The sequence below is a fragment of the Pigmentiphaga sp. genome (assembly GCF_033795525.1).
Lineage (GTDB): Bacteria > Pseudomonadota > Gammaproteobacteria > Burkholderiales > Burkholderiaceae_B > Pigmentiphaga.
The window spans coordinates 81,985-107,524 of the sequence record NZ_JARYGM010000009.1 but is presented as its reverse complement, the minus strand read 5'-3'; the positions used below and the strand labels follow the sequence as shown (position 1 = coordinate 107,524).

Here is a 25,540-nt window from a genome sequence, read left to right as displayed (position 1 = left end):
ACGCTCAATCACATTGACCGTTTAGTCAATTTATCCTATCGTGCGGCTGAACGATGGCCGCCCGCGCGCCGTCGTCCTCCATCCATTCCAGAGGAACCCACGATGGCCATCGCACGCCACCCCCGACCACCCGAACTCGAGCACGCCTCGCTCGAGGACATCGCCGCCCGCTTTATCGGCCGCTTCCGCGACAAGACCCCCGACTGGGCCGCCTTCGAAGACGCCAAGATCGAAGGCTTCAAGCGCGCCCAGCATCGCTTCATCGGCGCCGGCGGGTCCGGCAAGCACAACGATCCGTCCGCCATTCCCGCCCGCGGCTTCACCCTGAGCATCATGTACGTCGAGCCCGGCCAGGGAAACGCCGCCCATACCCACGAGGTCGAGGAAGTCTTCTTCGTCCTGCAGGGCTTTCTCGACGTCTTCTTCCAGGATGAAGACGGCAACCAGGTCTGGCGGCGACTTGGCCCCTGGGAATGCGCCGCCTGCCCGCCCGGCGTCATCCACGGCTACGAGAACCGCAGCCTCGAACCCGTTTACTTCCAGGTCATGCTCGGACGCGCCCAGCCCGAACTCATGGGATACGCCAGCGACGAACTCTTTCAAAAGCGCGACGGACACCTCAAGTCCGAGCCCCGCAACTGACTCGCCACACGCCCGGCCGGGCGCAACGATGCCCGCGCGGCGCCTATTTGCAGGAGAACCGCTGTGAATCGAATGAAATTGGCATTCGTCTGCGCGACCGTTGCGATGGCGAGTGCGGCCACTGCCGACACCTATCCCGCCAAGCCCGTACGGATCGTAGTCACCGCACCGCCCGGTGCTGCCTCGGACATGCTGGCACGCGTCATGGCCGAACAGCTGGGCAAGGCGCTGAAGGTAGCAGTCGTCGTCGAGAACCGCCCGGGTGCCGGCGGCAACATCGCCGGCGACCACGTCGCCAAGTCAGCGCCGGACGGCTATACGCTGCTACTGGCGTCGGTCAGCTCGCACGCCATCAATCCATCGCTGTACGCGAAAATGCCCTACGACTCGGTCAAGGATTTTGAGCCCATCATCGTGCTGGCCTCAAACCCCAACGCCCTGGTGACCTCCCCCGCGTCGGGCATCAAGAACGTGGCCGATCTCATCAAGGCCGCCCGGGCCAAGCCCGGCGAGCTCAGCTTCAGTTCAGGAGGCAACGGGACGTCGCAACACCTGGCGGGTGAACTCTTCAAATCCATGACCGGCGTCCAGCTGATGCACGTCCCCTACAAGGGTTCGTCGGAAGCCTTGACGGCGGTCATGCGCAACGAGACCACCCTGATGTTTCCCAACATCCCCAATGCGCTCGCGCTGGCCAAGAACGGCAACATCAACCTGCTCGCCGTGACCACCCGGAACCGGCTGTCCTGGCTACCCGACGTTCCCACCTTGAACGAAAGCGGCCTGCCCGGATTCGAGGCCGTGGCCTGGTTCGGACTGGTCGCCCCTGCAGGAACGCCGCGAAGCGTGGTCGATATCGTCAATGCTGCAGCCGGCAAGATCCTGGCTCAGCCCGGCGTGCAGCAGCAACTGATCGGCCAGGGCTTCGACATCATGGGCGGCAGCCCAGAGGCATTTCAGACCTTCCTGAAAGCCGAGATCGAAAAGTGGCGCGTGGTGGTCAAGCAGTCGGGGGCGACGGTCAACTAGCCGGCGCACACCTGGCGCAGCGGGGAAGGAGTGGATCCTGCCTCCCCCGCTATAGCGGCCGGATGCCGATGAATCGAAGCTGCGACAGCTCGTCTATCGCGTAGCGTACGCCTTCCCGCCCAAACCCCGACTGCTTGGCGCCACCAAAGGGATAGATGTCCAGCCGGAAGCGGCTGGCCTCGTTGATCCACAGGGATCCCACCTCGAAGCCGTCGGCGAAGAGAAAGGCATTTCCCAGGCTGCGGGTGAATACCGCGCCCTGCAGCCCGAACGGCGAATCGTTCGCGAGCTGCAGCGCCTCCTGCGCATCGGCAGCGCGCTGCACGACGGCCAGCGGGCCGAACGCCTCGTCCGTCCAGATAGGGCTGTCGGCGGGGGCATCCACCAGGATACCGGGGCTGACCCGGCAACCGTCCTGCTGCGGTTCCAGCGCATACCGGGCACCCCGCTCGGCGGACCGGCGCGCCATGGCCATGACGCGATCCGCAGCCGCCCGCGAAACCATGGGGCCGACATCCGTCGCTTCGTCGCCCGCGCTGCCGACCCGCAGGGCCCGGGCCGCTTCGACGAACAACGGCAGGAAGGCGTCGTACACCGAGGACTCCACTATCACGCGTTGCGCAGACACGCATTGCTGCCCGCTCGCCTCGAACGCGGCGCCGGCGATGCGGCGGGCGGCGTCCGCCAGATCCGCATCGGCCAGCACGACATTGGCGGCGTTCGAACCCAGTTCGGCGACGAATTTCTTGGCACCGGCAGTTCGCGCCAGCGCATCGCCGGCCGCCGTGCCGCCCGTAAACGTAACGACACGGACCCGAGGGTCGCGCACCAGGGCCTGCGCCGGCGAGCGGTCGCCGCACACCACGTTGAACAGCCCCGGCGCCAGCCCCGCTTCCGCGAACAGCGCGGCGATGGCCAACGCCGCGCGCGTGCCGGCCGGATGCGGCTTGACCACGACGGCGTTGCCGGCGGCCAGGGCCGGCGCCACCTTCTGCACCAGCAGGTTGACCGGCGCATTGAACGGGGTGATGGCGGCCACGACACCGTACGGCACGCGGCGCACCATGCCGTGCCGCCCCACGCCGGCCGCGACGGCATCCAGTGGCAACATTTCGCCGGTCATGGTCTGTAGTTGCACCGCGCAGGCACGAATGAACTGAACGCCGCGAACGACCTCGACCCGCGCCACCCGGATAGGCTTGCCGACGTCGCTCACCAGGAGTTCCGCTACGGCATCCACCCTCGCCTCCAGCAGATCCGCGGCCTTGCTCAGCAAGGCCGCACGCTCTACCACCGGTGCCGCCGCATGGCGGCGGAACGCGGCCAGCGCGGAAGCAACCGCCTGCGCGCACAGTTCGTAGGAAGCCTCGGCCAGCCGAACGCACCGGCCGGCATGCTCGGGCGATTCCAGGGTAATCGTCGTCCCGGTCCCGGGCACCGGCGCGCCGTCGATAAAGCTATGCAGGATATTCAAGGCAGACTCGCTCGCAGGTCATGAGGCAAGGAAGAAACAGCGCTCATTCTAGGTTTTATTTGACTATACAGTCAATTTTAAAGATGCAAATCCGAAAAAGTCCGGCCCGCCCTGCCTATTCCCGGCCAAGGCGCCATCCCCCTGCATGTACACTTGCACGGCGACCCTTGCCCTTACGTCCGCCATGACACAAAGAAAAGCAGAGACCACAGATTCCACGACACCCCGGCGCCGAACCAGCGGCCCTCGCGAAAGCGCCGCGCGCACCCGTCTTTCCATCATCGAGGCCTCCATTCAGGAGTTCTCGCAGAAAGGCTTCGAGGGCGCGCGCGTGGACGAGATCGCGCTACGCGCGGGCGTGAACAAGAACCTGCTCTACCATCATTTCGGCAACAAGGACGGCCTGTTCGCCGCGGTACTGACCCACACTTACGAGAACATCCGCAGCCGGCAGCAGGACATTCAGCTGCGTACCGTCGACCCCGAAGCGGCCATGCGCCGCCTGGTCATCTCGACGGGCAAGATCTGGGTGCAGTTCCCCGAGTTCCAGCGCCTGCTGATGAGCGAGAACCTGGCCGGCGGCCGCCACGTTGCCAGCGACGCGGCCATCTCGGAACTGTACAACCCGCTGCTGGACACGATAGAGCAACTGCTTGCCCGCGGCCGCGAGACCGGCATTTTCCGCGATGACATCGACCCCATCGATCTCTACATCTCCGTGACCTCGCTGACGGCCCACTACGTCAACAACCAACACACCTTCGAAGCCATTTTCCGGCAGAAACTGATGACGCCGCAGCGGGTCCGGCAGCGGCTGGAGCACGCGGCGGACATGGTGATCCGGTACCTGAAGAAGGATTGACCCGCTTGCGTCGCGACCGGTTTTCCGCCGGCGAACATTGACCATTTAGTCAATTTACCCTATCGTGCGGCTGAACGATGGCCGCCCGCGCGCCGTCGTCCTCCATCCATTCCAGAGGAACCCACGATGGCCATCGCACGCCACCCCCGACCACCCGAACTCGAGCACGCCTCGCTCGAGGACATCGCCGCCCGCTTTATCGGCCGCTTCCGCGACAAGACCCCCGACTGGGCCGCCTTCGAAGACGCCAAGATCGAAGGCTTCAAGCGCGCCCAGCATCGCTTCATCGGCGCCGGCGGGTCCGGCAAGCACAACGATCCGTCCGCCATTCCCGCCCGCGGCTTCACCCTGAGCATCATGTACGTCGAGCCCGGCCAGGGAAACGCCGCCCATACCCACGAGGTCGAGGAAGTCTTCTTCGTCCTGCAGGGCTTTCTCGACGTCTTCTTCCAGGATGAAGACGGCAACCAGGTCTGGCGGCGACTTGGCCCCTGGGAATGCGCCGCCTGCCCGCCCGGCGTCATCCACGGCTACGAGAACCGCAGCCTCGAACCCGTTTACTTCCAGGTCATGCTCGGACGCGCCCAGCCCGAACTCATGGGATACGCCAGCGACGAACTCTTTCAAAAGCGCGACGGACACCTCAAGTCCGAGCCCCGCAACTGACTCGCCACACGGAGAACGAGCGATGCAATTGGTTGGCGAACAGCTGGTGCCCGCGGACCAGCAAACGACGTGGGCAGCGCTAAACGATCCCGAGATACTGCGGCAATGCATTCCGGGCTGCGATGCCATTACGGAAGATGGCGAACATGCCTATCGGGTCGACATGGCCGTACGGGTCGGTCCTATCAGCGCAAAATTCAAGGGCAAGCTGCGGCTGCTGGACATCCAGGCTCCGACGGCTTACCGCCTGGAGTTCGAGGGCCAGGGCGGCGCGGCCGGGTTCGGCAAAGGCACGGCCGCCGTCCGGCTCGCGCCCGAGGCCGGTGCCACCCGCCTGACCTACACTGTCGATGCCTCGATCGGTGGCAAGCTGGCACAGGTGGGCGCACGCCTGATCGAAGCCGCGGCGCGCAAGCTGTCAGACGAATTCTTCGGCAAATTCAACGCGCTCATGCAGCCGGACGCGAGAGATACGCAAGGCCTGGCAGAGCCGGCCCCGGACCAATCCGGTGACTCGGTTCCGCGGTGGAAGCGGCTGTTCAGAAAAGAAAGCGAGCCGTCTTAGGCAGCAAAGAAAGCCCCCGGGACGCTGACTCGCCGCGTCCCGGAAACCTTGCGAGTCACTCGGCCTTGATGCCGGCCGTCTTGGCCGCCGCGCCGTAGCTTGCTACATCCCGCTTGATCAGCTCGGCCGACTTCTCCGAATCCAGGAGAAGTACGTCCAGCCCCGCGCCGGACAGCTTTGCGCGTATATCCGGCGACTCCAACGCCTGCCTGACATCGCTCCCGATCTTGGCCACGACGTCCTTGGGCGTCCCCGCCGGCGCGGCGAGGCCATAGTAGTTTTCCACAGAAAAATTCTTCAAGGCCGGAATGCCGGATTCCGCCACGGTAGGTATGTCCTTGGCCGACTCCGAGCGCCGCGCAGAGGTAACCGCGATGGGTACCAGCTTGCCGCTCTTGATGAATGGAAGAACCGTGGGCATGGTCGCCACGACCGTGTCGACGTGGCCCGCGACCGCGTCCACCACGGCCGGACTGCAACCCCGGTGCGGCACATGCACAGCCTTGGTGTGGAGCTCGGCCTTGATCAGTTCCATCGCGAAATGGTGGGCCGTTGCCGCGCCGCAGGTCAGGTAATTCATCTCGCCCTTTTCCCGCTCCATCTTTGCCACCAACTCAGGCATGGTCTTGACGCCGGCCTTGGGATTGACGGCGATGACGATGGCCGAGGACGTCATCATGCCCGGGAACGCGAAGTCTTTGGTGATGTCGAATTCCGTTTCGGTATAGAGCACCCGGTTTATCGCGTGCGTGTTGCTGACCAGCAGCAAGGTATGGCCGTCAGGCGGGGAACGATAGACGTTCAGCGCGCCGATGTTGCCGCCCGCGCCGATCACGTTCTCCACCACCACGGCGTGTGGCTTCCATTTCTCCGCCAGTTTTTCAGCCATTATGCGCGCGGTCTGGTCGGCCGCTCCGCCGGGCGTGAAACCGACCACAATGCGCACCGCCTTGGTCGGAAACCGGACCTCGGCATGTCCCAGCGGCGAAGCCGCCATGAGTAGTCCCGCGACGATGCCTGCGCACCCGCGCACCTTGTTCAAGCTAGACATTGTTCAACCCCTTCCCAGGAAAATGAGACCTGCTTGGATCGATGAATGCGCCGGCGCGAAGCCGGCGGTATGGCAAGGCGTTAGCCCGCCGCCTGCTCGTGCGCGGCGATCTGCCGGACGAGTTCGACCGGCTCCACGGGCACCCGTGATACCCGGATACTGAAATCCGCCAAAGCGTCGTCGATGGCGGAGGCAATGGCCGCAGTGACTGGAATCGTCCCGGCCTCGCCCACCCCCTTCACGCCCAGCGGGTTGCTGGGCGCTGGCGACTCGGTGAACGAGATCTCCAGCGGCGGCACTTCAGTGGCTGTCGTCAACAGGTAGTCCGCGAAGGTCGTGCTGATGGGTTGGGCCTGGTCGTCGTAGCGCATGTGCTCGAACAAGGCGTTCCCTATGCCGTGCACGATGCCCCCTTGAATCTGCCCCTCGGCGGTCATGGGGTTGATCAGCGTGCCGCTGTCATGCGTCGCGACATAGCGCAGGATGCGAACCTCGCCGGTCACGATATCGACGTCGACTTCGCAGGCGTGAAAGCCGTGCGCGTACGCCATGTCGGTGGGCTCCCAATGGATGGTCGCCTCGAGCCCCGCCCCGACTCCGGGCGGCAAGTCGTAGCCGGGGATGCCACGCAGTAGGCGCGCGATCTCGCTGTAGGTCACGGTGCCGCCAGCCCCCCCGGTCGCGCAGACCATGCCGTCGCGCAAGGTAACCGCGGATTCGTCCACCTTCAGCATGTAGGCGCCGACCTTGCGCAGCTTGGCCGCCACCGCCACGGCCGCGTAGTGCACGGACGAACCGGCCGTCACGGTCTGCCGGCTGGCGAACCCGCCCACGCCCATCGAGGTGTGGGCGGTGTCGCCGGAGATCACCTGCACCGATTCGACCGGCACGCATAATTGTTCCGCGGCGATCTGCGCCATCACGGTATTCAGGCCCTGTCCCATCGCCATGGCTCCCGTGGCTACGGTAACGTGCCCGTTCGACGACACGCGGACACTGCCGGATTCGAACGGCCCTCGTCCTGTTCCCTTGACGGCATGCGCGAATCCCAGGCCGATGTAGCGCCCTTCCCGCCTGGCCGCCAGACGCCGCGCCTCGAACTCCTCATAGCCGATCTGCTTGAGCACGCGGCGCTGTGCATCCAGGTAGTCGCCGCTATCGAGGACGATCGGCCGGCCCGAGCGCGCGGTCAGCGGCTTGACGTAGGGCATCATTTCCGGGGATACAAGATTGCGCGCTCGCACCGCCGCTCGGTCCTCACCCAGCTCGAAAGCGATCCGGTCGAGCAACCGTTCCATCACGAAGGTCCCTTGCGGATACCCTGCTCCCCGGATGGGGATCACATAGACCTTGTTGGTCTGCACGACCGTAACCCGCATCTCGTAGGCCGGAATGGAATAGGGGCCGGTCACCGCCGTGCTGGCGTTATAGGCGCAATTGACGCCTTGGGGTGTGTAGGCGCCCTGGTCGTGAAGCATGGTCCCGCGTATGCCGCGGACCGTCCCCCGCTCGTCGCAGGCTACCTCCACCTCCCACAGCTGGTCGCGCTCCTGGATAGCGCCGAGGAAGTGCTCCATGCGGTCCTCGACCCACTTGACGGCGCGCTTGTGGTGCCAGGCGACGGCGGCCACCGCCAGTTCCTCGGGATAGACCACGTACTTGCAGCCGAAGCCCCCGCCCACGTCAGGCGCCACGACCCGGACCAGCGAGTCGGGCAGCCCCAGCGCCTTGGCGACGGTGAAGGCCAGCTCGTGCGGCATCTGGGTCGACGCCCAGATCATCAGCGCCCCGTGGTGCTTGTCGTACTGCGCCACCATGGCGCGGCCTTCCATGGGGTGGGCGCCGCCGCGATGCTGCGAAATCGTCTCGCGAAAAACGTGCGGCGCATCCTGGAACGCGGCATCGCAATTGCCGTAGCCTACACGGAACTCCCGCAGCACGTTGCTAGGTGCCTCGCGCCGCACTTTGGGCGCGTCCGGCTCCAGCGCGGCCTGCATGTCGGATACCGCCGGCAGCTGCTCGTAGTCCACCATCACCAGCGCCGCGCCGTCCTCCGCGATGTAGCGCGAGGTGGCCAGCACCATGGCCACCGGCTCGCCCACGAAGCACACTTCCTCGGGACACAGGACGTAGGGCGTGATGTCGGGCGGCAAATCGCTGGTCGGCCAGCCGAGCGGCATGCGAATAGCCTCGACGTAGGTCGCCATTTCGCGCGCGTCTATGACCGCGACCACGCCCGGGACATTCAGCGCGGCCGATCCGTCCACGCCTCGGATCAATGCATGGGCGTAGGGACTACGGACGAAGGCTACGTGCAGCGCGTCGGGCAGGTCGATATCGGCCACGTACCGGCCGGTTCCCGTCAACAGGCGGACGTCCTCGGCACGCAGTGCGCGCTCGCCGATATGGGAGACGGGGGCCCGGTCACGCGCGTTCATGAGCGGCCCTCCTGCTTTCCAGGGCACGCATAGCGGCCGCCACGATATTCTGGTAGCCGGTACAGCGGCAGATGTGCCCGGACAGCGCCAACCTTACGTCTTCTTCGGTAGCGTCAGGCATGTCGCGCAGCAGTTCGGTCAGGCTCATCAGAATCCCCGGGGTACAGAATCCGCACTGCAATCCATGCAGTTCCCGGAATGCCTGCTGGAGATCGCTGAGTTCGCCATCGCGGGCCAGCGATTCGACCGTGTGGATCTCGTAGCGCTGTGCCTGCGCCGCCAGCATCAGGCAGCTGCGCGCGGTGGCCCCATCGACGTGCACGGTGCAGGCGCCGCAGACGCCGTGCTCGCAGCCCAGGTGGGTCCCGGTCAGACCCAGGTCGTTGCGCAGGCAATCGCCGAGCGTGGTCCGCGGTTCAACGCTGACGGTGTGCCGGGTGCCATTGACGCACAGGGATATCCGCGCCAGCTCACCGACTTCGAATTTCTTCATGGTGGATGCTCCTAGGATTGGACGGCGGCGCGTTCGAGTGCCTTGGCCACCGTGCGTTCGAGCAGGCGCTGGGCCAGCCGCTGGCGGTACCACGCGGGATAGGCGGGATCGCTGATCGCCTCGCACTTGGCGGCCTGCGAGCACGCTTCGCGCACTACCGCTTCGGTCGGCCGGCTTCCTTGGAGTACGCGTTCGGCGGCCTCGACGCGGAATGGCACCGACGCCACGCCCCCCAGGGTCAACGAACAACGTTCCACCGCGCCGCCAGCATCCAGCAGGACGAGCGCGGCGGCCGACACGATGGCGAAGTCGCCGTGTCTGCGGCCGTATTCCACGAATGCGTGGCCGGCGCGCGCGGGCCAGGGGGTGAAACGAACGGCGGCCAGGACCTCGTCGGGCTCCAGGCAGGAGGTCATCAGATCCACGGCGAAGTCCCGCATGGATACCGTCCGTTCGCCGCGCACGCTGCGTAGCGACAGCCGGACATCCATAGCGACCGCGACAGCCGGCTGCTCCGCCGAGGGATCCAAGTGGCACAGGCTGCCACCCACAGTGCCGCGATTGCGCGTCTGCCTGTGGCCCACGTTCAGGATGGCTTCCTTGAGCAGGGGCAGACGCTCGGCCACCATGGGCGAGAATTCGATGTCCCGCTGGCGGGTCATCGCGCCGATGACGATATCGTTTCCTTCCTCACGCAGGCCCGCCAGTTCGGAGATACCGTTGAGATCGATCACGTCGTCGGGAGCGGCGAGCCGGAGGTTGAGCATGGGCATCAGGGACTGGCCGCCCGCGATCACCCGCGCGTTGTCACTGCTCGCCAGCAGGTCCAGTGCCTCGGCCAGCGACTCGGGCAGGTGAAGAGAGAAGGGAGACGGTTTCATGTCGCCGCCTCAGATCCGGGTCAGGTCGAGGGTGGACGGCGAAAACAACTCTTCAGGCGCGACCTTGCGTGCAGACAGGCCCTGCTCGTGGTGATAGCGGACGAAAGTATCGAGGACATGTCGATTAGCCTCGAAGCCATAGCTCCAATAGTCATCGCCCATCTCGCGCTTGGCCTGCTCGTAGGCCGCGACGCCCCAGGGCAGGCTGTGATAGAGATGGCCGATCTGCCCCATCTCGGTGAAGGCCAGGTCCTTGGCGCGGCTGAACGCCTTGAGCACGTTCACGGGCAGCCAAGGATGCCGCTCGACCAGCTCCTTGCGTATGCCGATGGCGTGCATGGTCGGAAAGATGCGCGTACGTCGGAAGTAGTCCGCTTCCACGTCCGGATAATTGGGGAACATGCGGGCGACACCCGGCTCGCCGCGCAGGAAACAGGATGGCGCCCGAGCGCTGATGACGGCATCGAGCTCGCCGTCGGCGAGCATGCCGCTCAAGGTCCTGTCGCCCGGAATCTGCTCCAGCTCTATCCCCGGCGGCAGCTTGATCGGCGCGCGTTCTTCGCGTCCCGCCTGTTCGACGCCGCCGCGCCGCCACCGCACAGACGCGGGATCCAGGCCGTAATCGTCCTGAAGGATGCCGCGGATCCAGACGTTGGCCGTGATCTGGTACTCAGGCAGTCCCACCTTTTTGCCCGCCAGGTCCGACGGCGACCGGATTCCCCGGTCAGTACGGATATAGATGCCCGAATGGCGGAATAGCCGCGAAACGAAGGCGGGGATCGCGACATACGCGTTCTCGCCGCGGGACGTCATCATCGTATGACTGCTGAGCGAGATCTCGCAGATGTCGAACTCCGCGTACTTGAACGCGCGGTGGAACGACTCTTCGGGCTCCAGCTGCGACGTGACGAGTTCCACGCCTTCGATAGCGGCCCGTCCGTCCATCAGCGCCGACGTACGGTCGTAGTTTGCACAACTCATGCTCAATTGCAGGCTTTTCATAGGGAAGCGTCGAGACCATGGGTGCGCAGCAACGGGACGGCCTTGTGCCTGCGCGGATTTGTAATTGACCAAACAGTCAATATCTTATATCCGTCAACAAGTCATATCAAAGGTTTTTTTCTGGCCTAGCTGGCCATGCGGTCAATATTGGATATACGGCAGCAGGAAGATTGATCCGCGAGGGCCGCATCCGACGTCGCGGCGCTCGAGATCGATCAGGAGGGGGAAGGGCGACGCCGGCACCAGCCGGCTCGCGAAGGCCGCGGCAGTCGCCGTGGCCAATGGAGGAGCGGCCACGCGGCCGCTTGGGTCAGTTACCCAGCAAGGCGCCGGCGAACTCGTCGGCCACGAACGGTTGAAGGTCGTCGATGCCCTCGCCCACGCCTATCCAATACACCGGCACCGGACGTACGCCCTGGGCGCCCGCCGCGACGGCCGCCAGGATGCCGCCCTTGGCGGTGCCATCCAGCTTGGTCACGATCAGGCCGGTCAACCCCAGCGCTTCGTCGAAGGCCTTGATCTGGGCCAGGGCGTTCTGGCCGGTATTGCCGTCGATCACCAGCAGGACTTCGTGAGGTGCGGTGGCGTCGGCCTTGGCGATCACGCGCTTGATCTTCTTGACCTCTTCCATCAGGTGCAACTGGGTAGGCAGGCGCCCGGCGGTATCGACCATGACGACGCCCATGCCGCGCGCCTGCCCGGACTTGACCGCATCGAAGGCCACCGCGGCGGGGTCGCCGCCCTCTTGCGCGACCACCGTCACGTCGTTGCGCTTGCCCCATTCCATCAACTGCTCGCGCGCCGCCGCCCGGAAAGTATCGCCGGCAGCCAACAGCACGCGCCGGCCCTGCTGCTGGAAGGTGCGGGCCAGCTTGCCGATGGACGTGGTCTTGCCGGCACCGTTCACGCCCGCGATCATGGTGACGATAGGCGCGGGCCGATCGAGGTCGAAGCGGCACTCCAGCGGGCGCAGATGGCTGGCGAGCACCTCGCGCAGCACCTGGCGGACGCGGTCGCCGTCCTCGATGCGCTCCTGCCGGACCCGGTCGCGCAGCTGCTTGATCAGCGACTGGGCGGCATCCACACCGGCATCGGCCATGATGAGCGCGGTCTCGAGTTCTTCGAACAATTCCTCATCGACCTTGACTCCCACGAACAGGGAAGTCAGGTTCTGGCCGGTGCGCGACAGGCCGCTCTTGAGGCGGGCCAGCCACGAGGCCTTGGCCGGCGGGGCGGCCTCCGCCGCGGCGGGAACGGACGTAGGTTGATCGACCGGGCTGGGGGCAATCCGGTCCGGGCTCCCAGCCTGGGGGCCGGCCTCGGCCGCAGGCGATGCGGCGGCCGCCACGCTTTCCTGGGCAGCGGGCGCCTGTCCGGCCTGGTCCTCGACAGCCGCGTCTGCCTCTGCGGCTGGGCGGTCCTTGCCTTCATCGGACGGAGGGGGGGCTTTTTTCTTGAAGAAACTGAACATGGAAACCTGTCTGATGAAACTGCACCCGGCATCACGCCGCGACGGCCCGGCCGGCCGTTCGGCAGGCACGCCGCCGGCATATAGAATCTGGAATTCTACCGGTCCCTCGCCATGCCCTCACTCCGCCAGACGTCCCATCGCGCCAGCCGAAGCGCGCCGCACAAGATCCGCATCATAGGCGGGCGCTACAAGCGCACGCCCATTCCGGTCCTCGACCTTCCCGGCTTGCGGCCGACGCCGGACCGGGTGCGTGAGACGCTGTTCAATTGGCTCACCCACCTCTGGGAAGGCGAGTTCGGCGACAAGACCGTCCTGGACGCCTTCGCCGGAACCGGCGCGCTGGGGCTGGAAGCCGCCTCGCGCGGGGTGGCGCAAGCGGTCCTGGTCGAGGCCGACCGCCGCGCCGCCGGCGCCCTGGAGGCGCTGCGTACGCGCCTGGGGGCGGACAACGTACGCGTCGTCGCCGGCGACGTGCTGGGAACGCTGCGGCGGGAGCCCGGGGCCCGCTTCGACCTCGTCATGCTGGACCCGCCGTTTGGACAAGGCTTGCTCGAACGCGTGACGCCACTCGTATTGCAAGCACTTACTGACAAAGGGATACTGTACATCGAAGCGGAGGGGTCGATCGCGCCCCCGGACGGCACGGAATTGCTACGCCAGGACCGGGCCGGGGCGGTCTATTTCCACCTGTTCCGGCTGCTGCCCCGGACAACGTAGCGGCTGGATACCGGCGATACGAGCAATATCCAATTTGCTGCGCCGCGCAAATAAGGAAATAATCACATCATCGGGAAAACGGACACCGCGGCCCGGCCGCGGGAAAAGAACAATCCCGCGAGGGGCGGACCGGCCCACGCCCGGCTGCCATGCAGCCCGAGGCACGGCGTGCCCAAGACCGACCTCCATTCAATAAAACACGGAGCCTACGCATGATCATTGCCGTCTATCCTGGCACCTTCGACCCGATGACCCGCGGTCACGAAGATCTGGTCCGCCGCGCGGCCGGCCTGTTCGACAAGGTGGTGGTCGGCGTGGCGGTCAGCCGCAACAAGGCGCCGTTCTTCACCGTCAGCGAACGTGTCGAGATCGCCCGCGAAATCCTGAGCCACTACCCCAACGTGCAAGTATCGAGTTTCTCGGGCCTGCTCAAGGATTTCGTGCGCGAGCAGAATGCACGGGTGATCGTGCGCGGCCTGCGCGCCGTCTCGGACTTCGAATACGAGTTCCAGATGGCTGGAATGAACCGATACCTGCTTCCCGATGTCGAAACCATGTTCCTCACGCCGTCTGACCAGTACCAGTTCATTTCGGGGACCATCGTCCGCGAAATCGCGCAGCTGGGCGGCGACGTGAGCAAATTCGTGTTCCCCTCGGTCGAGCGCTGGCTGCACGCCAAGGTCGCGCAAATGGGCGGACGCGACAGCGCCTGAGCGCGCCTTACGTAGCAAGGAAGTTTTCGATGGCTCTGCTGATTACCGACGAATGCATCAATTGCGACGTCTGTGAGCCCGAGTGTCCCAATAACGCCATCTACATGGGCGAGGAGATCTACGAGATCGATCCCGCCCGCTGTACCGAATGCGTGGGACATCACGACGAACCCCAGTGCAAGGTCGTGTGCCCCGTCGAGTGCATAGAGTTCAATCCGGAGTGGCGGGAAGACCGGCCCCAATTGCTGGTCAAGTTCGAACGGCTGACCGGCCAGCAAGCCGAGGCCGGCCAGCAGTCCGACTGAGCGCCGCCCTCAGAAGCCCACGGCGCTGCCGTCCCGGCTCGCGTCGGATGCGCCCGCGTAGCCGTCGCCGACCCGCACCACGCATTGCGCCCCACCGAAATCGATGTTGCCCGGTGGCATCCGGACCACCGGATGCCCGCGCGCGGCGAGGCCTTGCTCGATCTCGGGTGCCACGGCCGCCTCGAGCCGGACGGCGCCCTTGGGATCGATGCGCCAGCGGGGCAGATCCAGGGCTGCCTGTGGGTTCAAACCCAGGTCTTCCAGCGCCGAGATGATCTGAACCTGGCCCTGGGGTTGCATGTCGGCTCCGACCACGCCCAGGGCACCCCACGGACTGCCGTCGCGGACCAGCAGGCCCGGCACGATGGTGTGGAAGGGTTTCTTGGCGCCCGCCACCTGGTTGGGATGGCCGGCTTCGAGGCTGAATCCCGATCCGCGATTGTGGAAACTGACGCCCGTGTCCGGCACCACGACCCCCGACCCGAAGCCGTGGAAGTTCGACTGGATGAAAGACACCACCATCCCGTCGCGATCGGCGACGGCCAAGTACACGGTAGCGTGGCGCGGCAGCGTGCAAGGCGGATGGGCGGCCGCCCGCGAGGGATCGATGCGCGCGGCACGTGAGCGCAGATACTCCGGATCGAGCAGCGCGGCAGCCTCGCCCTGCATCCAGGCCGCGTCGGCCAGGTGCGCATAGACATCGGCGAAAGCCATTTTCATCGCCTCGATCTGCACGTGCATGCGCAGCGCCGGATCCTGGCTGGGGCCGAGGTCGAAGTGCTGCATGATGCCCAGTGCCGACAGCACCGCCAGCCCCTGGGCCGGCGGCGGCATCTGGTAGACGTCCAGCCCCCGGTACCGCAGGCCAAGGGGCGCTACCCATTCGGAGCAATGGGCAGCCAGGTCCTGGGCCGACAAGGCGGCGCCATGGCGGTCGGCATCCGCGACCACGGCGGCGGCGATATCGCCTTCGTAGAAATCCCGGCCGCGAGTTGCCGCGATGCGCTCCAGCGAGCGGCCTAGTGCCGGGAAGCGGAAACGTTCGCCGGCCTGCGGCGCGCGGCCTCCCGGCATGAAGGCAGCAGCAAAACCCGGCTGCTCCTTCAGGCGATCGGCGTGGACCACCCACTGGCGCGCGATGATGGGGCTGACCAGGAAGCCATCGTGGGCATAGCGGATGGCCGGGGCCAGCAAGGTATCGAAGGGCAATTTGCCGTATCGGGCGCTCAGATCGGCCCACAGGGCGACCGCTCCCGGCACGATGACGGACTCCCAGCCCAGGTCGGGCATCCGCGTGTGCCGGCCGAAGCGCTCGGGCGACCAGGCCGCCGGCGATTTGCCGCAGCCATTGAGGCCCACGACGGACTGCCCATCCCACATGAGCACCTGGGCGTCGCCGCCCAGGCCGTTCATCACCGGTTCGACCACGGTCAGCGCGGCCGCCGCGGCGATGGCCGCATCCACCGCATTGCCGCCTTGCTCGAGCATGGCGACGCCGGCACGGGCCGCCAGCGGCTGGGATGCTGCCACGACGTTGTCGGCAAGCACGGGAGAACGCCGGCTGGGATGGGGAAACGACCAATCCATACTTTTTCCTTCAATGCATTCAGTGGGGAAAGACCCGCCGCCCCCCCACCCAGGTTTCGTCCGGGACGACCTGCGCGAGCCGCTCTTCCGGCATGGAGAGCGGGTCCTCGGGCAGGACGAGCAGATCCGCCAGTTTGCCCGCTTCCAGCGTCCCGCGCTCGTGCTCGTCAAGACAGAGCCATGCGCCATGCACGGTCGCGCAGCGCAAGGCGGCCTCCCGCGAGATGCGCTGTCCGGGGGCGATCACGGTGCCGGTCTCGCGATCGATACGGGACACCGCGTGCCAGACCGTATTCCACAGGGAAACCGGCAGGTTGTCGCTGGCCAGGGCGACCGGGACGCCGGCGTCGAGCAAGGACCGGATAGGACACAGGGTGTCCTCGCGCTCCTTCCCCACGCGCCGCAACGTGGCGGCGGCACGACGCCAGATGTAGGCCCCCGTGAGCGTCGTCACCACCATCCCATGTTCGCGGATGCCGGCAATCTGCCGTTGGTCCAGGGTGGCCGGATGGGCCACTACCCAGCGCAGGCCATCGATGGGCACCCGTTTGGCGACGTCGATGAATACATCGGCCATGCCGGTCTGGATGGCGCAGACCCTCAGGCGTGCCCGCGCGGCCTCCTCCAGCAGCACGCGCACCTTGTCCGGCGGCAGTCCGCAGTCATAGCGAAAGCCCGCCCACCCGGTCTGCGGCGCGCACGCAGCCCGCAAACGGGCATCTTCCGGATGCGTCTGGGGTTCCGCGAACAGCCCTTCCAGGCGCAGCCATTCGTCCCCTTCGCCCTTGCCGCCCAGGCGCCGGGCATGCTCGCGCACCCAGCTGCGGATGTCTTCCCCGGAGGCCTGGTTCCATCCCGGACTAAACACCAGGCGTACCCGCACCGACGGCTTTCCGGCCGCCCGAACCGAGCGGTAGGCGCGGATCAGTTCCGGCGCCGCGCCGTGCCCCTCGAACACCGCCGTCGTACCGTAGCGGTTATAGGCTTCCATCGAGGCCGCCAGCGTACGCAGCCGGTCGTGCTCATTGAAATGCGGCGCCAGGCGGAAAATGGTGAACTCGGCCAGCGGCTGCAGCGAATCTTCATAGAAGCGGCCCGTCGGTTCGCCGGCGGCATCCTTCTCTATCCGGAGCCGCGGCGAAGGCGACGCCGTATCGGCGCCGACCCCCGCCAAGCGCAATGCGGCGGTGTTGGCGACCGAAACCAGCGGTGCCGCGCCCGGCCAGTATCCCCACGCGCACCGTATCCAAAGAGGATGGTCGCCCGTGGCACGATCCAGGTCGTGCCGGTCCGGCAGGCGCCCTTCGGCATACATCTCGGGAGACCAGCGATACTCCGGCGGCTCGCCGAGCGGCATGGTCACGATCCATTGGCCGCGCGGCGTGGCGGCCGCCACTTCGCGCAGCCTGTCCACCAGTTCCGCGATCGACCGGCAACCGGAGACCGACGGCAGCAGTCCCTTGAGGCCTTCCCTATCCATATGGGCGTGACCGTCGGTCATGCCGGGCATGACCGTCCTTCCCGCCAACTCGATCACTCGCGTGGACGGCCCGATGCGGGCCGACACATCGCGATCCGAGCCGACGGCGGTCAAGCGGCCGCCGCTGAAAGCCAAGGCCGATGCGTGTGACGACTGGGCCATGGTGAGCACGCGGCCGCCGCGCATGACGACATCGTCCCCCCGGCCGGGATTGACGGGGCTGCTCATTGCTTCTGAATGCCCGCGGCCTGCGTAATCTGCGCGTACTTGCGCAAGTCTTCTTCGAGGATCCGGCCAAACGCCTCGGGCGAGCCATGGGCGACCTCGATGTAGCTGTCGCTGATGCGCCGCCGGACGTCCGGATCCTCGAGCGCCTTGCCGAAGGCGGCATTGAGCTTGCGTATGACGGCCTCCGGCGTACCCGCGGGTGCCATCACGCCATGCCAGCCCACCAGCACGAAGCCGGGCAGCGTCTCGGCAATGACGGGCAGGTCGGGCAAGGGGTTGCCCCGCTCCGCGCGGGTCAGCGCCACCGGCTGTACCCGCCCGGCCTTCACTTGGGGCAATGCGGTGTTGAACAGATCGATCAGGATGTCGACCTGGCCGCCCATCAGCGCCGTCAACGCCGGCGCGTTGCCCTTGAACGGGACGTGCACGAAGTCCGCCTTGGTCATGGAACGCAGCCATTCGCAGCCGAATCCCGGCAAGCCTCCGCCGGAGGCGCACGTCACGCCGCGGTCCTTGGCCCGGGCGATGATGTCCGCCACGGATTTCGCCTTGAAGTCCGCCCCCGCCAGCAATAGATACGACTGCGCTGTCAATTGCGAGACGGGTGCCAGCTCCTTGATGGGATCCACCGCCGCTTTGTAGAGCGAAGGATTGGTCACCAGGTTGGGCACGACGTACAGAATGGTGTAGCCATCGGGCGTGGCCCGGGCAGCGGCTTCGTGGCCGATATTGCTGTCGGCGCCGGCGCGGTTTTCGATCACGATGGGCTGGCCCAGCTCCGCGGAAATCTTGGGCGCCACCAGCCGGGCAATGACGTCGGCCGGTCCGCCGGCGGTGAAGGGAACAATCCAGCGTATGGGCCGGCTCGGATAATCGGATGCAGCACCGGCCTGCGTCAACGGTGCCGCCAGTACGGCCAGGACCAGGCCAATCAGGAATTTTTTCATGCTGAGGACCTCCGCCTCGATCGCGGTTCGACAGTGCCCGCGGACCGCGTCCGCGGGCGAACATCAGTTAGTGGAAATGCCCGATTGCTTGACGACCCGTCCCCAGCGCTCGGCCTCGGACGCGACGAATGCCCGGAACTCGGCCGGCGAGCCGCCCGCCACGACGAATCCTTGCTTGACGAAAAAGCCGGAGACTTCGGGCATGGCCAGCACGGCGGCAACCTCGCGATTGAGCCGCTGGACGACATCGGAGGGCGTGCCGGCCGGGGCGAACAGTCCCTGCCACGACAGCACTTCGAAATCCGGCAGCCCGGCCTCGGCCATGGTGGGCACATCAGGCAGGATGGGGCTACGCGCCTTGGACGTCACCGCGAGCAGCTTGAGCTTGCCGCCACCCTGGTACGGGGCCAGCACGGGCGGATCGACGAACATGGCCTGGATCTGCCCGCCAACCAGGTCGGCCATGGCCTGCGCACTGCCCTTGTAGGGAACGTGCACCATGCGCGTTCCCGCCGCGATGTCGAACAGTTCTCCGGTCAGGTGCAAGGACGTACCGGCACCGGAGGAGCCGTAAGTCACGCTGCCGGCCTTGCGCTTGGCATAGGCGATGAACCCGCCCAAGTCGTCGGCCGGTACCGAAGGGTGGACGGCCAGCACGAGCGGCGCCGTCACCAGCAAGGAGACCGGTTCGAAGTCCTTTACGGGGTCGTATGCCGGCTTGGCGGTCAGGTGGTTGCTGATCGAATGGGAACCCGTGACGCCGACCACGAGCGTGTAGCCGTCTGGAGCAGCCCGTGCGACTTGCTGGCTGCCTATGATGCCGCCGGCACCCGCCCGGTTCTCCACTACCACCGGCTGGCCCAGGCGCGGCGAGAGTTGTTCGGCCATCTTGCGTGCCAGCAGGTCGGTCGCACCGCCGGGCGGGAACGGCACCACGAGCTTGATCGGCTGAGCAGGATAGGCCTGGGCATGCGCGGCGGAAAAGAAGACCGGGCACAACGACAAGGCAACGGCGGACACTACACGGTAAGGCCACATGATGAGCAACTCCCTCGAGGTACAGCGGAACCGGAACTCGTCCACCCGATAATCGATTTTTATTTTTCGCTTCGATTAATTTTTTATATTTTTCTTTAATCGTTTTTGTCAATAACAATCGATTGTTTTGGGCGCGCGGCAGCCTATATCGAGGGTTATCCCTCGACGGCAGGGCAACAGCGCTCGCGCCGGAAGACCGCCCGCTGGAACAAAAAGGAAGGAGAAAGAGGGAGGAAAAAACGCGCCGTTTTCAGCGCATAGTGGAGACGCCGGCCCGGCCGGCAGCGGCATCAGAAGTCGAGTACGACCTCGGCCCGGTCGCCGACATTGAGCACCGCCCCGGGCGGCGCGCTGACGATGGCATTCATGCCGAAGGTGACGCCCTCGGGCTGGCTGCGAAAGGTCGACAATGTGGCCATGGGTTCGGCCGCCCGGGCGCCGGTCTGTTGGTCGGTGTTGGGAATCTCGCAGCGCACGCAGGGCTTGACCAGCGCCATGCGAATGTCGCCCACGGTGATGAGCACGGTGTAGTCCTCGTCAAAGGCACCGAACTCGCTCAACACCACATTGGGCCGGAAGCGCTCCATGCCCACGGCGGGCTGGCCCTGGGCGACCAGCCTGTCGTTCAGCTCGGCCAGCGAGGCCTCGTTGGTCACCAGGATGGGATAGCCGTCGGCAAACGCGAATATGTGGTGCCGTGGAAAACCCTCGGCGACAGGATGGCGTGCCAGCCAGTTTTCGATGCGTGCCACACTGGCCACGCGCTGCGACTCGGGATGAACCTTGACGAGCCGGCAAGGCGTGCCGGGGCGTGCCGCTGCTGGAGCTGAAGTACCTGCTCAACCACGCGGCGAGCAACGTCACGATGGGCTATATCCATGTGGGCCATGAGCACCTGCGCAGGCATCAAGATGCAGCGTCGAAGCACATCCTCGAACGGTTGGGGCTGGTGTGGACCGAGGGCCTGTGGCCGCCGCGTCTTTCGGAAAAAGCCATTAAGGAGCAAGAAGACAAGAACGAAGAAGTGGCTGCCTGATCCTCTGTCGGGGCGTCACGGCGCCCAAGGGTATTAAACGAATGGGCCACCGCGACGGTGGCCCTTGTCTATGCACGGCAGAAAAGCATCCATCAATCATCAGCGGCAGGTTCGACCACCCGCACGGTCTTCAATGCCTGCGCCGATTCTTCCTCGTTCATATCCGCGGGGTGCACCTTCTGACGGGGCGGAACCTCGATGCCCTTCTTGCGCATGTCGTTGGCGTACCACCGTACCGATTTATCAGTGGCCTGCGCGCCGTCAAGCTGGGCATTGACCATCGCGGCGATGAGCGCGTGCGGATAGCCTGCGGGGTCCATCAGGAACTGCCGCGCGAGCGCGCCGATGCCCTTGCCACGCGGTGCCTTCACGGTCTCCGATTGAGCGTCTGGGCTCTCGATGACCTCGGCCTGCGGCTGTGTGCTCGGCACGGCTGCCTCGGGCTGCTGCGGCCACCCAAACGAGGCGACGTCGATGTTCTTGCCGACCGCGATCGCCTCGATCCGCGCGACCAGCTTGCCTCGGGTCGCAAAGGTCTTGGGTCCAGCCGGTTTGTCGGCGATCCTGTTGTGCAGGGTCAGCAGGTCTTTCATGCTCATTTCTTCCAGCGTCATGGTGTGCTCCTGTTGTTGGATACGTAGGAGCCATTAAGTCGTGTTTCGCTGGATTCGGGAGCCCTGCGGGAGGCAAACCCATCAAGTCATCAAAAATTGATGGCTTGATCCTTGACGGAAAAATCAAGAACCCCTATGATCTCGCCATCAATTTATCAAAAGGGCCGTCATGACAGGCAAAGACTACTCCTTGCGGGCTCTTAACGAGTTCCTCGACTACCTGGCGAACAAGCACTTGCTGAACAAGAACACTGTGCAGAGTCGCAAGGGAGCAGCGAATAAGATCTTGGGAGTACTTGATGAGCAAGAGGCTTCAGATCTCAAGCAGCTGGACTTGGACTTAGTGTTCCAGCGATTCGCGAATAAGGCCGGAAAAGACTACAAGCCAGAGAGCTTGATGGTCTACCGTAGTCGACTCAGTTCAGCCCTTAACGATTTCTTCCAGTACGTCGAAAATCCTGCCCAATTCCGGCCTGCACTTAAATCCAACGGATCATCAACAGCGAAAAAGCCAGCAAAAGCTGTCCGCAAGGCAGAAGATCAGCGTGCAGAAGGCAAGCCGATGGGCGGAGAGCACGCCCCGCCAACGACCACGCATGTCAGCACCCCTGGCAGTGTGAACGTACCGGTGCCTCTTCGAGAGGGGGTAACAGTCCAGATCACAGGTCTTCCGATTGATCTGACTGAGGCCGAGGCTTCACGCCTTGCCGCGATTATCAAGGCATACGCCATGATGTAGAGAATTGCGGAGGAGACTCACGTCCCCTCCGCAGTAGGAGAATGGGAAGCCCACTCAGCCTACGGTTGGCGCCTATGAGTCTAGTGGATTCTCCTTTGTCAAGCAAATGGGTACGTCTAGCTTCCCGATGTATCCGGAGTCTATATATGACAACAGAGAAGCAAGCTCCGCCGGGATTTCGGTGGGTGTACTGCCGATTCCGGCGCGTCAGGAATAGCAACAAAATTCTTGATGCCTGGGCATATGGTCATCAATCTTGGCGATTCCTCGTAAGATCCAAGTAAGATGACTTAAGCGGGGCTGTCTTTACGACAGCCCCGCTTCTTTGGGCATTGGCCAAGCCCACCAACATCTCGTCAGAAGGGGAGCCGCCCCTAAGGTCTTGAGACTAAAGGGAACGACTCATCACGGGTCGTCCCTTGGACACAGCACGAACAGCGTCAGTGCAGCAACGCCATGTGGGCCAGGTGGAACGGCAGAGCTTCAGCCTCGCGCTGGGTCTGCCGGTCGAGATAGAGGTCGAGGGAGCGGCTGTAGGGGATGCCCGCCATCGCGGCGGCTTCATCGAAGCGCTCCGAACCGAAGGGAACGCCCACGCGCTCCGCCGTATCGGCCAGGGCTTCAAGCAGACTGTGTTCGGTTTCGAGGGCGCTGAACATCGCGCGCAACGCCAGGGCCACCGGGTGGTCTGCCGGATAGACGGGGAGCTTATGCGTCGCCATCGCCGCCACCGATCAGGGCATGGTCGATTTCCTGCTCACGCATGGCCAGCGACACAGTGTTGAGCGGGTTGGAGCGGCCCGACTGCCAGGTGCGGACGGCGACCAGGATGCCCTGGAGGCGTGCATCGCCAAGCTTGATGTACTCGCGGACCTTCTCGTAGTCCTCCAGCTTCATGGCGACGGCGAGCTCGGTCGGGCCGACGGGGCGATCCTTGCTGGGCATCCGGTCGATGAGTGAGAGGACGGCCGAGGCCAGGGCCACGCTCTTGGTGCCGACCGCGACCTGAGCCATGTGGCCGAGCTCGGCGGGACCTGCGTACTGGAGCTGCTGGAGGTACTCGGTGCGCTTGGGATCGCCGAGGGCGGCGCGTGCCAGGACCTTGGCGGGGTTGTCGTAGAACGGGCGCTGCGCGACGAGCTGGGCGTGGGGTGCGCCCGCCTGCTTGAGCAGGCCGTCGAGTTCGGCGCGGCTGTTGTCCTTGATCTGCCCGATGGCGGACAGGGTCTCGGTCTGCGTGAAGCGCGCCACGTCGGCGCCGGAGAAGCCTGAGGAGTTCTTCCAGCGGGAGGCAATCTCGGCCTTCTTGGCGGCCACGTCCTTGTTCAGGCGCTCGATGGCCTTGATGACGCGGGTGTGGATGGCGTCGAGGCTCGACGCCAGTTCGCCGATCTGCTGGGTGGTCAGCAGGGGCGTGTCGGTGAGGGTGATCTTCATGCTGCGGCTCCTGGGAGGTCTTGGTTCCTCCGGCCGCATGTGCGAGCCCGACGCCTGCCGGGAGGGCCGCACGCCAATGCGCGACCGGATGCCGTCAATGTGTCGTGCAGGCTTGCCGCATGACGCCATCGTTGTCAGGCTGTGTTGCCCCCGATGCTAACCGCGCCACTATCCCTTGCCGATCATGGCTTTATGAGTGCTTGACCCGCGAACAACGAATCAGTGGCTACTATTTCCCAGTTACACCAGTCCTAGGATGAAGATATGTTGCAAATCGACAATGGCAAACAGCCGGACGACTTTCACACCGCCTGTATGTCTTTCTGGCTTCCCCCCAATACCCCCTATGGCAACCTGACCCTGAAACTGATGAAGCTGATTGGTCGGATTGATGAGGCGAATCGGCGGCTAGCAGAAGTCGAATGCTTTTGGGCGATAGCAATCAGCCCAGTGCTTCACCCTAATGCGGCAGAGAGGCATCACTATGCAATCGAGCAGGCGATCTACTTGATGAGGCGTGCAGCTGATGATCTTATTGCCCTGATCTCGTGTCTATCAGACTGGAAAGCCGAAGGCGATTACCCGAAGAGGATTCAGGTGGACTGCATTGGATTTTTGCTCGCAGAGAAAAATGCCCCGAAGCGATTGCCACTATACGATTCCCATCTAAGCATGCTCCGTCTGTTGAATGAAATTTCCAATGCCTACAAGCACTCATTCGTTCAAACAGACATCAACCTCATAGGACGCGATGAACCTGTTGCTTATGCGCTTGCCCTGGACTACAACAAACTAGAGTCGGGAGTCCAGTTCTTCGACGCACCGCTGTCATCGATGGTGGGGGATTTCACTCAGTTCTATAAGGACTGCTTCACTTGGCTTGAAGAGTTTTCAACGCAACACCGACCTGGAGCTACAGGCCATTAGCGGCCTCCCGAGCTTCCCAATCGCGCTGCTCCTGGAACTCCCTGGACATGGCGGCCCAGGTCTCCTGGTCGAGCCGGGGCACAGGGCCGATGCACGTCATCTCCGAGCACGCAGCGAGGACGTCGCGGCCGCCCAGGGCCTTCACTGCGTGCGGCGCCGTCTCCTCGAACCTGTCGAGCGCGCCCTCGATCAGCTCGGCGTGCTCCAGGGCTTCGGCCACGGTCAGCTTCCTAGGCTCCGCCATCTTCGCGCTCCTTGTTCGACTCGTACTTCGCCAGGAGTGCCGTCAGCGCCTTGCGGTCCTCGCTCGGCATCTTGAGCAGCGCCGCAGCGTCCAGGCCGCTGCTCTCTTCGACCTTGACCCGCAGGCGATCCGCCATCTGGTCGCCGTACCTGAACTTGAGTAGCACCTCCAGTAGGCGGTCGCTGTGCTTGCGGACAGTGAGCGGCCGCTCCTCCCCCGTCTCGGGGTCGGTCGCCATGGAGACCTTGCCGCCGTGGATGACGGGCTCGTCCACGCCCAGGGCTGCACGGCGGTATGCCTCGTCCAGTAGGGCGTCGAGCGCGATCTCGATGGCCTTCTCCCACCGGGCACGGAACTCGGTGTCCTTCTGCTTGTAGTCGAACGCCAGGCGGCGGCTGATGCCGACGGCGGCAGCTGCGTCCTTGGGCGAGCAGGTGTCCTCGAGGACCTGGATGAATCGGTCCTGGGCCGCCCGCGTGAATTTCTTGGCTGCCACGTCGGCGCTCCTGAAAAATGGTGTTCTGCGTGATCGTGCCGTGTCATGCACACGCGGGACGCCATCGTTATTCCATGCGGATCAGGGGCTTGGGATCGAGCGGCGCGCTGCCTGCCGATTGGCGGGCAGGACAGGCCCAGGTTCTCGGCTCGCGCGCGAGGATGAGGATGTGCGAGGTCGGGCGCCGAATCGCCCGTCATGCTCGGCCAGGGTTTTGCTTGTTCGCGGGGCAAGACAGCAAGTAAGGCAAGTCGAGCACTTTTCTAAGTTACGGCACGACGTGCATCGAGCACGCCGACCGCACCGTGAATCTCGCTTTACTTCTCTACCTGACTATTTCTCAGAAGTAGCTGTCTTAATGTCTTAGAGCATCCTAAACGCTTGCCGGACAAGGCTTTCGGCCAAGACGGCGGCTGACGACTTAATACGCCTTGTCAGCGCCCCGCTTGGTCTTGAGA

At 64.8% G+C, this 25,540-nt stretch carries 28 protein-coding genes; 11 read left to right on the top strand and 17 right to left on the bottom strand.

Annotation, left to right across the window (positions count from 1 at the left end):
- The first annotated feature begins 102 nt into the window (after positions 1-102).
- On the top strand, positions 103-642 hold the full coding sequence (locus QHC78_RS17490) for a cupin domain-containing protein (RefSeq protein ID WP_319746803.1): 540 nt from the start codon (positions 103-105) through the stop codon (positions 640-642).
- Positions 643-714: 72 nt separating this feature from the next.
- Complete coding sequence (locus tag QHC78_RS17485; RefSeq protein ID WP_319746835.1) at positions 715-1,671, top strand: Bug family tripartite tricarboxylate transporter substrate binding protein; 957 nt, start codon at positions 715-717, stop codon at positions 1,669-1,671.
- A 49-nt stretch (positions 1,672-1,720) separates the two neighbouring features.
- Here the strand turns inward: QHC78_RS17485 and QHC78_RS17480 are convergent, their stop codons facing one another.
- Positions 1,721-3,145, bottom strand: coding sequence for an aldehyde dehydrogenase family protein (locus tag QHC78_RS17480; protein ID WP_319746806.1), 1,425 nt, complete (start codon positions 3,143-3,145; stop codon positions 1,721-1,723).
- Between the two features lie 184 nt (positions 3,146-3,329).
- Between QHC78_RS17480 and QHC78_RS17475 the strand changes: the two genes are divergently transcribed.
- From QHC78_RS17475 to QHC78_RS17465, 3 genes are all read left to right on the top strand, one after another.
- Positions 3,330-4,007 (top strand): TetR/AcrR family transcriptional regulator, encoded by a 678-nt coding sequence (locus tag QHC78_RS17475; protein WP_319746804.1) that lies wholly within the window; start codon positions 3,330-3,332, stop codon positions 4,005-4,007.
- A 126-nt stretch (positions 4,008-4,133) separates the two neighbouring features.
- On the top strand, positions 4,134-4,673 hold the full coding sequence (locus QHC78_RS17470) for a cupin domain-containing protein (RefSeq protein ID WP_319746803.1): 540 nt from the start codon (positions 4,134-4,136) through the stop codon (positions 4,671-4,673).
- Between the two features lie 22 nt (positions 4,674-4,695).
- Entirely contained in the window at positions 4,696-5,238 is a 543-nt protein-coding gene (locus QHC78_RS17465) for an SRPBCC family protein (protein WP_319746802.1), read from the top strand.
- 55 nt (positions 5,239-5,293) lie between these two features.
- On the opposite strand, the gene QHC78_RS17460 is transcribed toward QHC78_RS17465, so the two are convergent.
- The 6 genes from QHC78_RS17460 to ftsY all read right to left on the bottom strand — a co-directional run bounded on the left by QHC78_RS17460 (position 5,294) and on the right by ftsY (position 12,574).
- Positions 5,294-6,289 carry a Bug family tripartite tricarboxylate transporter substrate binding protein gene (locus QHC78_RS17460; protein WP_319746800.1) on the bottom strand — a complete coding sequence of 332 codons (996 nt, stop codon included), beginning with the start codon at positions 6,287-6,289 and terminating at the stop codon, positions 5,294-5,296.
- 80 nt (positions 6,290-6,369) lie between these two features.
- Positions 6,370-8,727, bottom strand: a complete 2,358-nt coding sequence (locus QHC78_RS17455; RefSeq protein WP_319746799.1) for a xanthine dehydrogenase family protein molybdopterin-binding subunit — start codon at positions 8,725-8,727, stop codon at positions 6,370-6,372.
- Positions 8,714-9,220 carry a (2Fe-2S)-binding protein gene (locus QHC78_RS17450; RefSeq protein WP_319746796.1) on the bottom strand — a complete coding sequence of 169 codons (507 nt, stop codon included), beginning with the start codon at positions 9,218-9,220 and terminating at the stop codon, positions 8,714-8,716. Before QHC78_RS17450 ends, QHC78_RS17455 begins: the two co-directional genes overlap by 14 nt.
- A gap of 11 nt (positions 9,221-9,231) precedes the next feature.
- Positions 9,232-10,101 carry an FAD binding domain-containing protein gene (locus tag QHC78_RS17445; protein WP_319746794.1) on the bottom strand — a complete coding sequence of 290 codons (870 nt, stop codon included), beginning with the start codon at positions 10,099-10,101 and terminating at the stop codon, positions 9,232-9,234.
- Between the two features lie 9 nt (positions 10,102-10,110).
- Complete coding sequence (locus tag QHC78_RS17440) at positions 10,111-11,103, bottom strand: substrate-binding domain-containing protein (protein ID WP_413816485.1); 993 nt, start codon at positions 11,101-11,103, stop codon at positions 10,111-10,113.
- A gap of 310 nt (positions 11,104-11,413) precedes the next feature.
- Positions 11,414-12,574 carry a signal recognition particle-docking protein FtsY gene (ftsY, locus tag QHC78_RS17435; protein WP_319746790.1) on the bottom strand — a complete coding sequence of 387 codons (1,161 nt, stop codon included), beginning with the start codon at positions 12,572-12,574 and terminating at the stop codon, positions 11,414-11,416.
- Positions 12,575-12,685: 111 nt separating this feature from the next.
- Here ftsY and rsmD point away from each other — a divergent pair, with 111 nt between their 5' ends.
- The 3 genes from rsmD to QHC78_RS17420 all read left to right on the top strand — a co-directional run bounded on the left by rsmD (position 12,686) and on the right by QHC78_RS17420 (position 14,309).
- A complete protein-coding gene (gene rsmD / locus QHC78_RS17430; protein WP_319746788.1) occupies positions 12,686-13,291 on the top strand; it encodes a 16S rRNA (guanine(966)-N(2))-methyltransferase RsmD in 606 nt (201 codons plus the stop codon).
- 212 nt (positions 13,292-13,503) lie between these two features.
- Positions 13,504-14,004, top strand: a complete 501-nt coding sequence (gene coaD, locus QHC78_RS17425; protein ID WP_319746786.1) for a pantetheine-phosphate adenylyltransferase — start codon at positions 13,504-13,506, stop codon at positions 14,002-14,004.
- A 29-nt stretch (positions 14,005-14,033) separates the two neighbouring features.
- Complete coding sequence (locus QHC78_RS17420) at positions 14,034-14,309, top strand: YfhL family 4Fe-4S dicluster ferredoxin (RefSeq protein ID WP_319746784.1); 276 nt, start codon at positions 14,034-14,036, stop codon at positions 14,307-14,309.
- Between the two features lie 9 nt (positions 14,310-14,318).
- Here the strand turns inward: QHC78_RS17420 and QHC78_RS17415 are convergent, their stop codons facing one another.
- From QHC78_RS17415 to QHC78_RS17395, 5 genes are all read right to left on the bottom strand, one after another.
- Positions 14,319-15,896: a gamma-glutamyltransferase family protein gene (locus QHC78_RS17415; RefSeq protein ID WP_319746783.1), complete on the bottom strand. Its 1,578-nt coding sequence runs from the start codon at positions 15,894-15,896 to the stop codon at positions 14,319-14,321.
- A 19-nt stretch (positions 15,897-15,915) separates the two neighbouring features.
- The gene (locus tag QHC78_RS17410) at positions 15,916-17,604 is read right to left on the bottom strand and encodes an amidohydrolase (RefSeq protein WP_319746781.1); all 1,689 of its coding nucleotides are present in this window, start codon (positions 17,602-17,604) and stop codon (positions 15,916-15,918) included.
- On the bottom strand, positions 17,601-18,551 hold the full coding sequence (locus QHC78_RS17405; protein WP_319746780.1) for a Bug family tripartite tricarboxylate transporter substrate binding protein: 951 nt from the start codon (positions 18,549-18,551) through the stop codon (positions 17,601-17,603). The genes QHC78_RS17410 and QHC78_RS17405 overlap by 4 nt, the downstream gene beginning before the upstream one ends.
- Before the next feature lie 63 nt (positions 18,552-18,614).
- Entirely contained in the window at positions 18,615-19,589 is a 975-nt protein-coding gene (locus tag QHC78_RS17400) for a Bug family tripartite tricarboxylate transporter substrate binding protein (protein ID WP_319746779.1), read from the bottom strand.
- A gap of 290 nt (positions 19,590-19,879) precedes the next feature.
- Complete coding sequence (locus QHC78_RS17395; RefSeq protein ID WP_319746777.1) at positions 19,880-20,350, bottom strand: MOSC domain-containing protein; 471 nt, start codon at positions 20,348-20,350, stop codon at positions 19,880-19,882.
- A gap of 50 nt (positions 20,351-20,400) precedes the next feature.
- Here QHC78_RS17395 and QHC78_RS17390 point away from each other — a divergent pair, with 50 nt between their 5' ends.
- Positions 20,401-20,625: a hypothetical protein gene (locus QHC78_RS17390; RefSeq protein WP_319746776.1), complete on the top strand. Its 225-nt coding sequence runs from the start codon at positions 20,401-20,403 to the stop codon at positions 20,623-20,625.
- Between the two features lie 92 nt (positions 20,626-20,717).
- Here the strand turns inward: QHC78_RS17390 and QHC78_RS17385 are convergent, their stop codons facing one another.
- Positions 20,718-21,239 carry a hypothetical protein gene (locus QHC78_RS17385; RefSeq protein ID WP_319746774.1) on the bottom strand — a complete coding sequence of 174 codons (522 nt, stop codon included), beginning with the start codon at positions 21,237-21,239 and terminating at the stop codon, positions 20,718-20,720.
- A 169-nt stretch (positions 21,240-21,408) separates the two neighbouring features.
- Between QHC78_RS17385 and QHC78_RS17380 the strand changes: the two genes are divergently transcribed.
- Positions 21,409-21,978, top strand: a complete 570-nt coding sequence (locus tag QHC78_RS17380) for a site-specific integrase (protein ID WP_319746773.1) — start codon at positions 21,409-21,411, stop codon at positions 21,976-21,978.
- Between the two features lie 440 nt (positions 21,979-22,418).
- Here QHC78_RS17380 and QHC78_RS17375 read toward each other — a convergent pair whose 3' ends face one another.
- Complete coding sequence (locus QHC78_RS17375; protein WP_319746771.1) at positions 22,419-22,700, bottom strand: hypothetical protein; 282 nt, start codon at positions 22,698-22,700, stop codon at positions 22,419-22,421.
- Positions 22,687-23,415: a hypothetical protein gene (locus QHC78_RS17370; RefSeq protein ID WP_319746769.1), complete on the bottom strand. Its 729-nt coding sequence runs from the start codon at positions 23,413-23,415 to the stop codon at positions 22,687-22,689. The genes QHC78_RS17375 and QHC78_RS17370 overlap by 14 nt, the downstream gene beginning before the upstream one ends.
- A 264-nt stretch (positions 23,416-23,679) precedes the next feature.
- Here QHC78_RS17370 and QHC78_RS17365 point away from each other — a divergent pair, with 264 nt between their 5' ends.
- Positions 23,680-24,342 carry a hypothetical protein gene (locus tag QHC78_RS17365; RefSeq protein ID WP_319746768.1) on the top strand — a complete coding sequence of 221 codons (663 nt, stop codon included), beginning with the start codon at positions 23,680-23,682 and terminating at the stop codon, positions 24,340-24,342.
- On the opposite strand, the gene QHC78_RS17360 is transcribed toward QHC78_RS17365, so the two are convergent.
- Both QHC78_RS17360 and QHC78_RS17355 read right to left on the bottom strand, forming a co-directional pair.
- Complete coding sequence (locus QHC78_RS17360; RefSeq protein ID WP_319746766.1) at positions 24,329-24,586, bottom strand: hypothetical protein; 258 nt, start codon at positions 24,584-24,586, stop codon at positions 24,329-24,331. The genes QHC78_RS17365 and QHC78_RS17360 overlap by 14 nt on opposite strands.
- On the bottom strand, positions 24,573-25,082 hold the full coding sequence (locus QHC78_RS17355) for a hypothetical protein (RefSeq protein WP_319746764.1): 510 nt from the start codon (positions 25,080-25,082) through the stop codon (positions 24,573-24,575). Before QHC78_RS17355 ends, QHC78_RS17360 begins: the two co-directional genes overlap by 14 nt.
- Positions 25,083-25,540 lie beyond the last annotated feature (458 nt).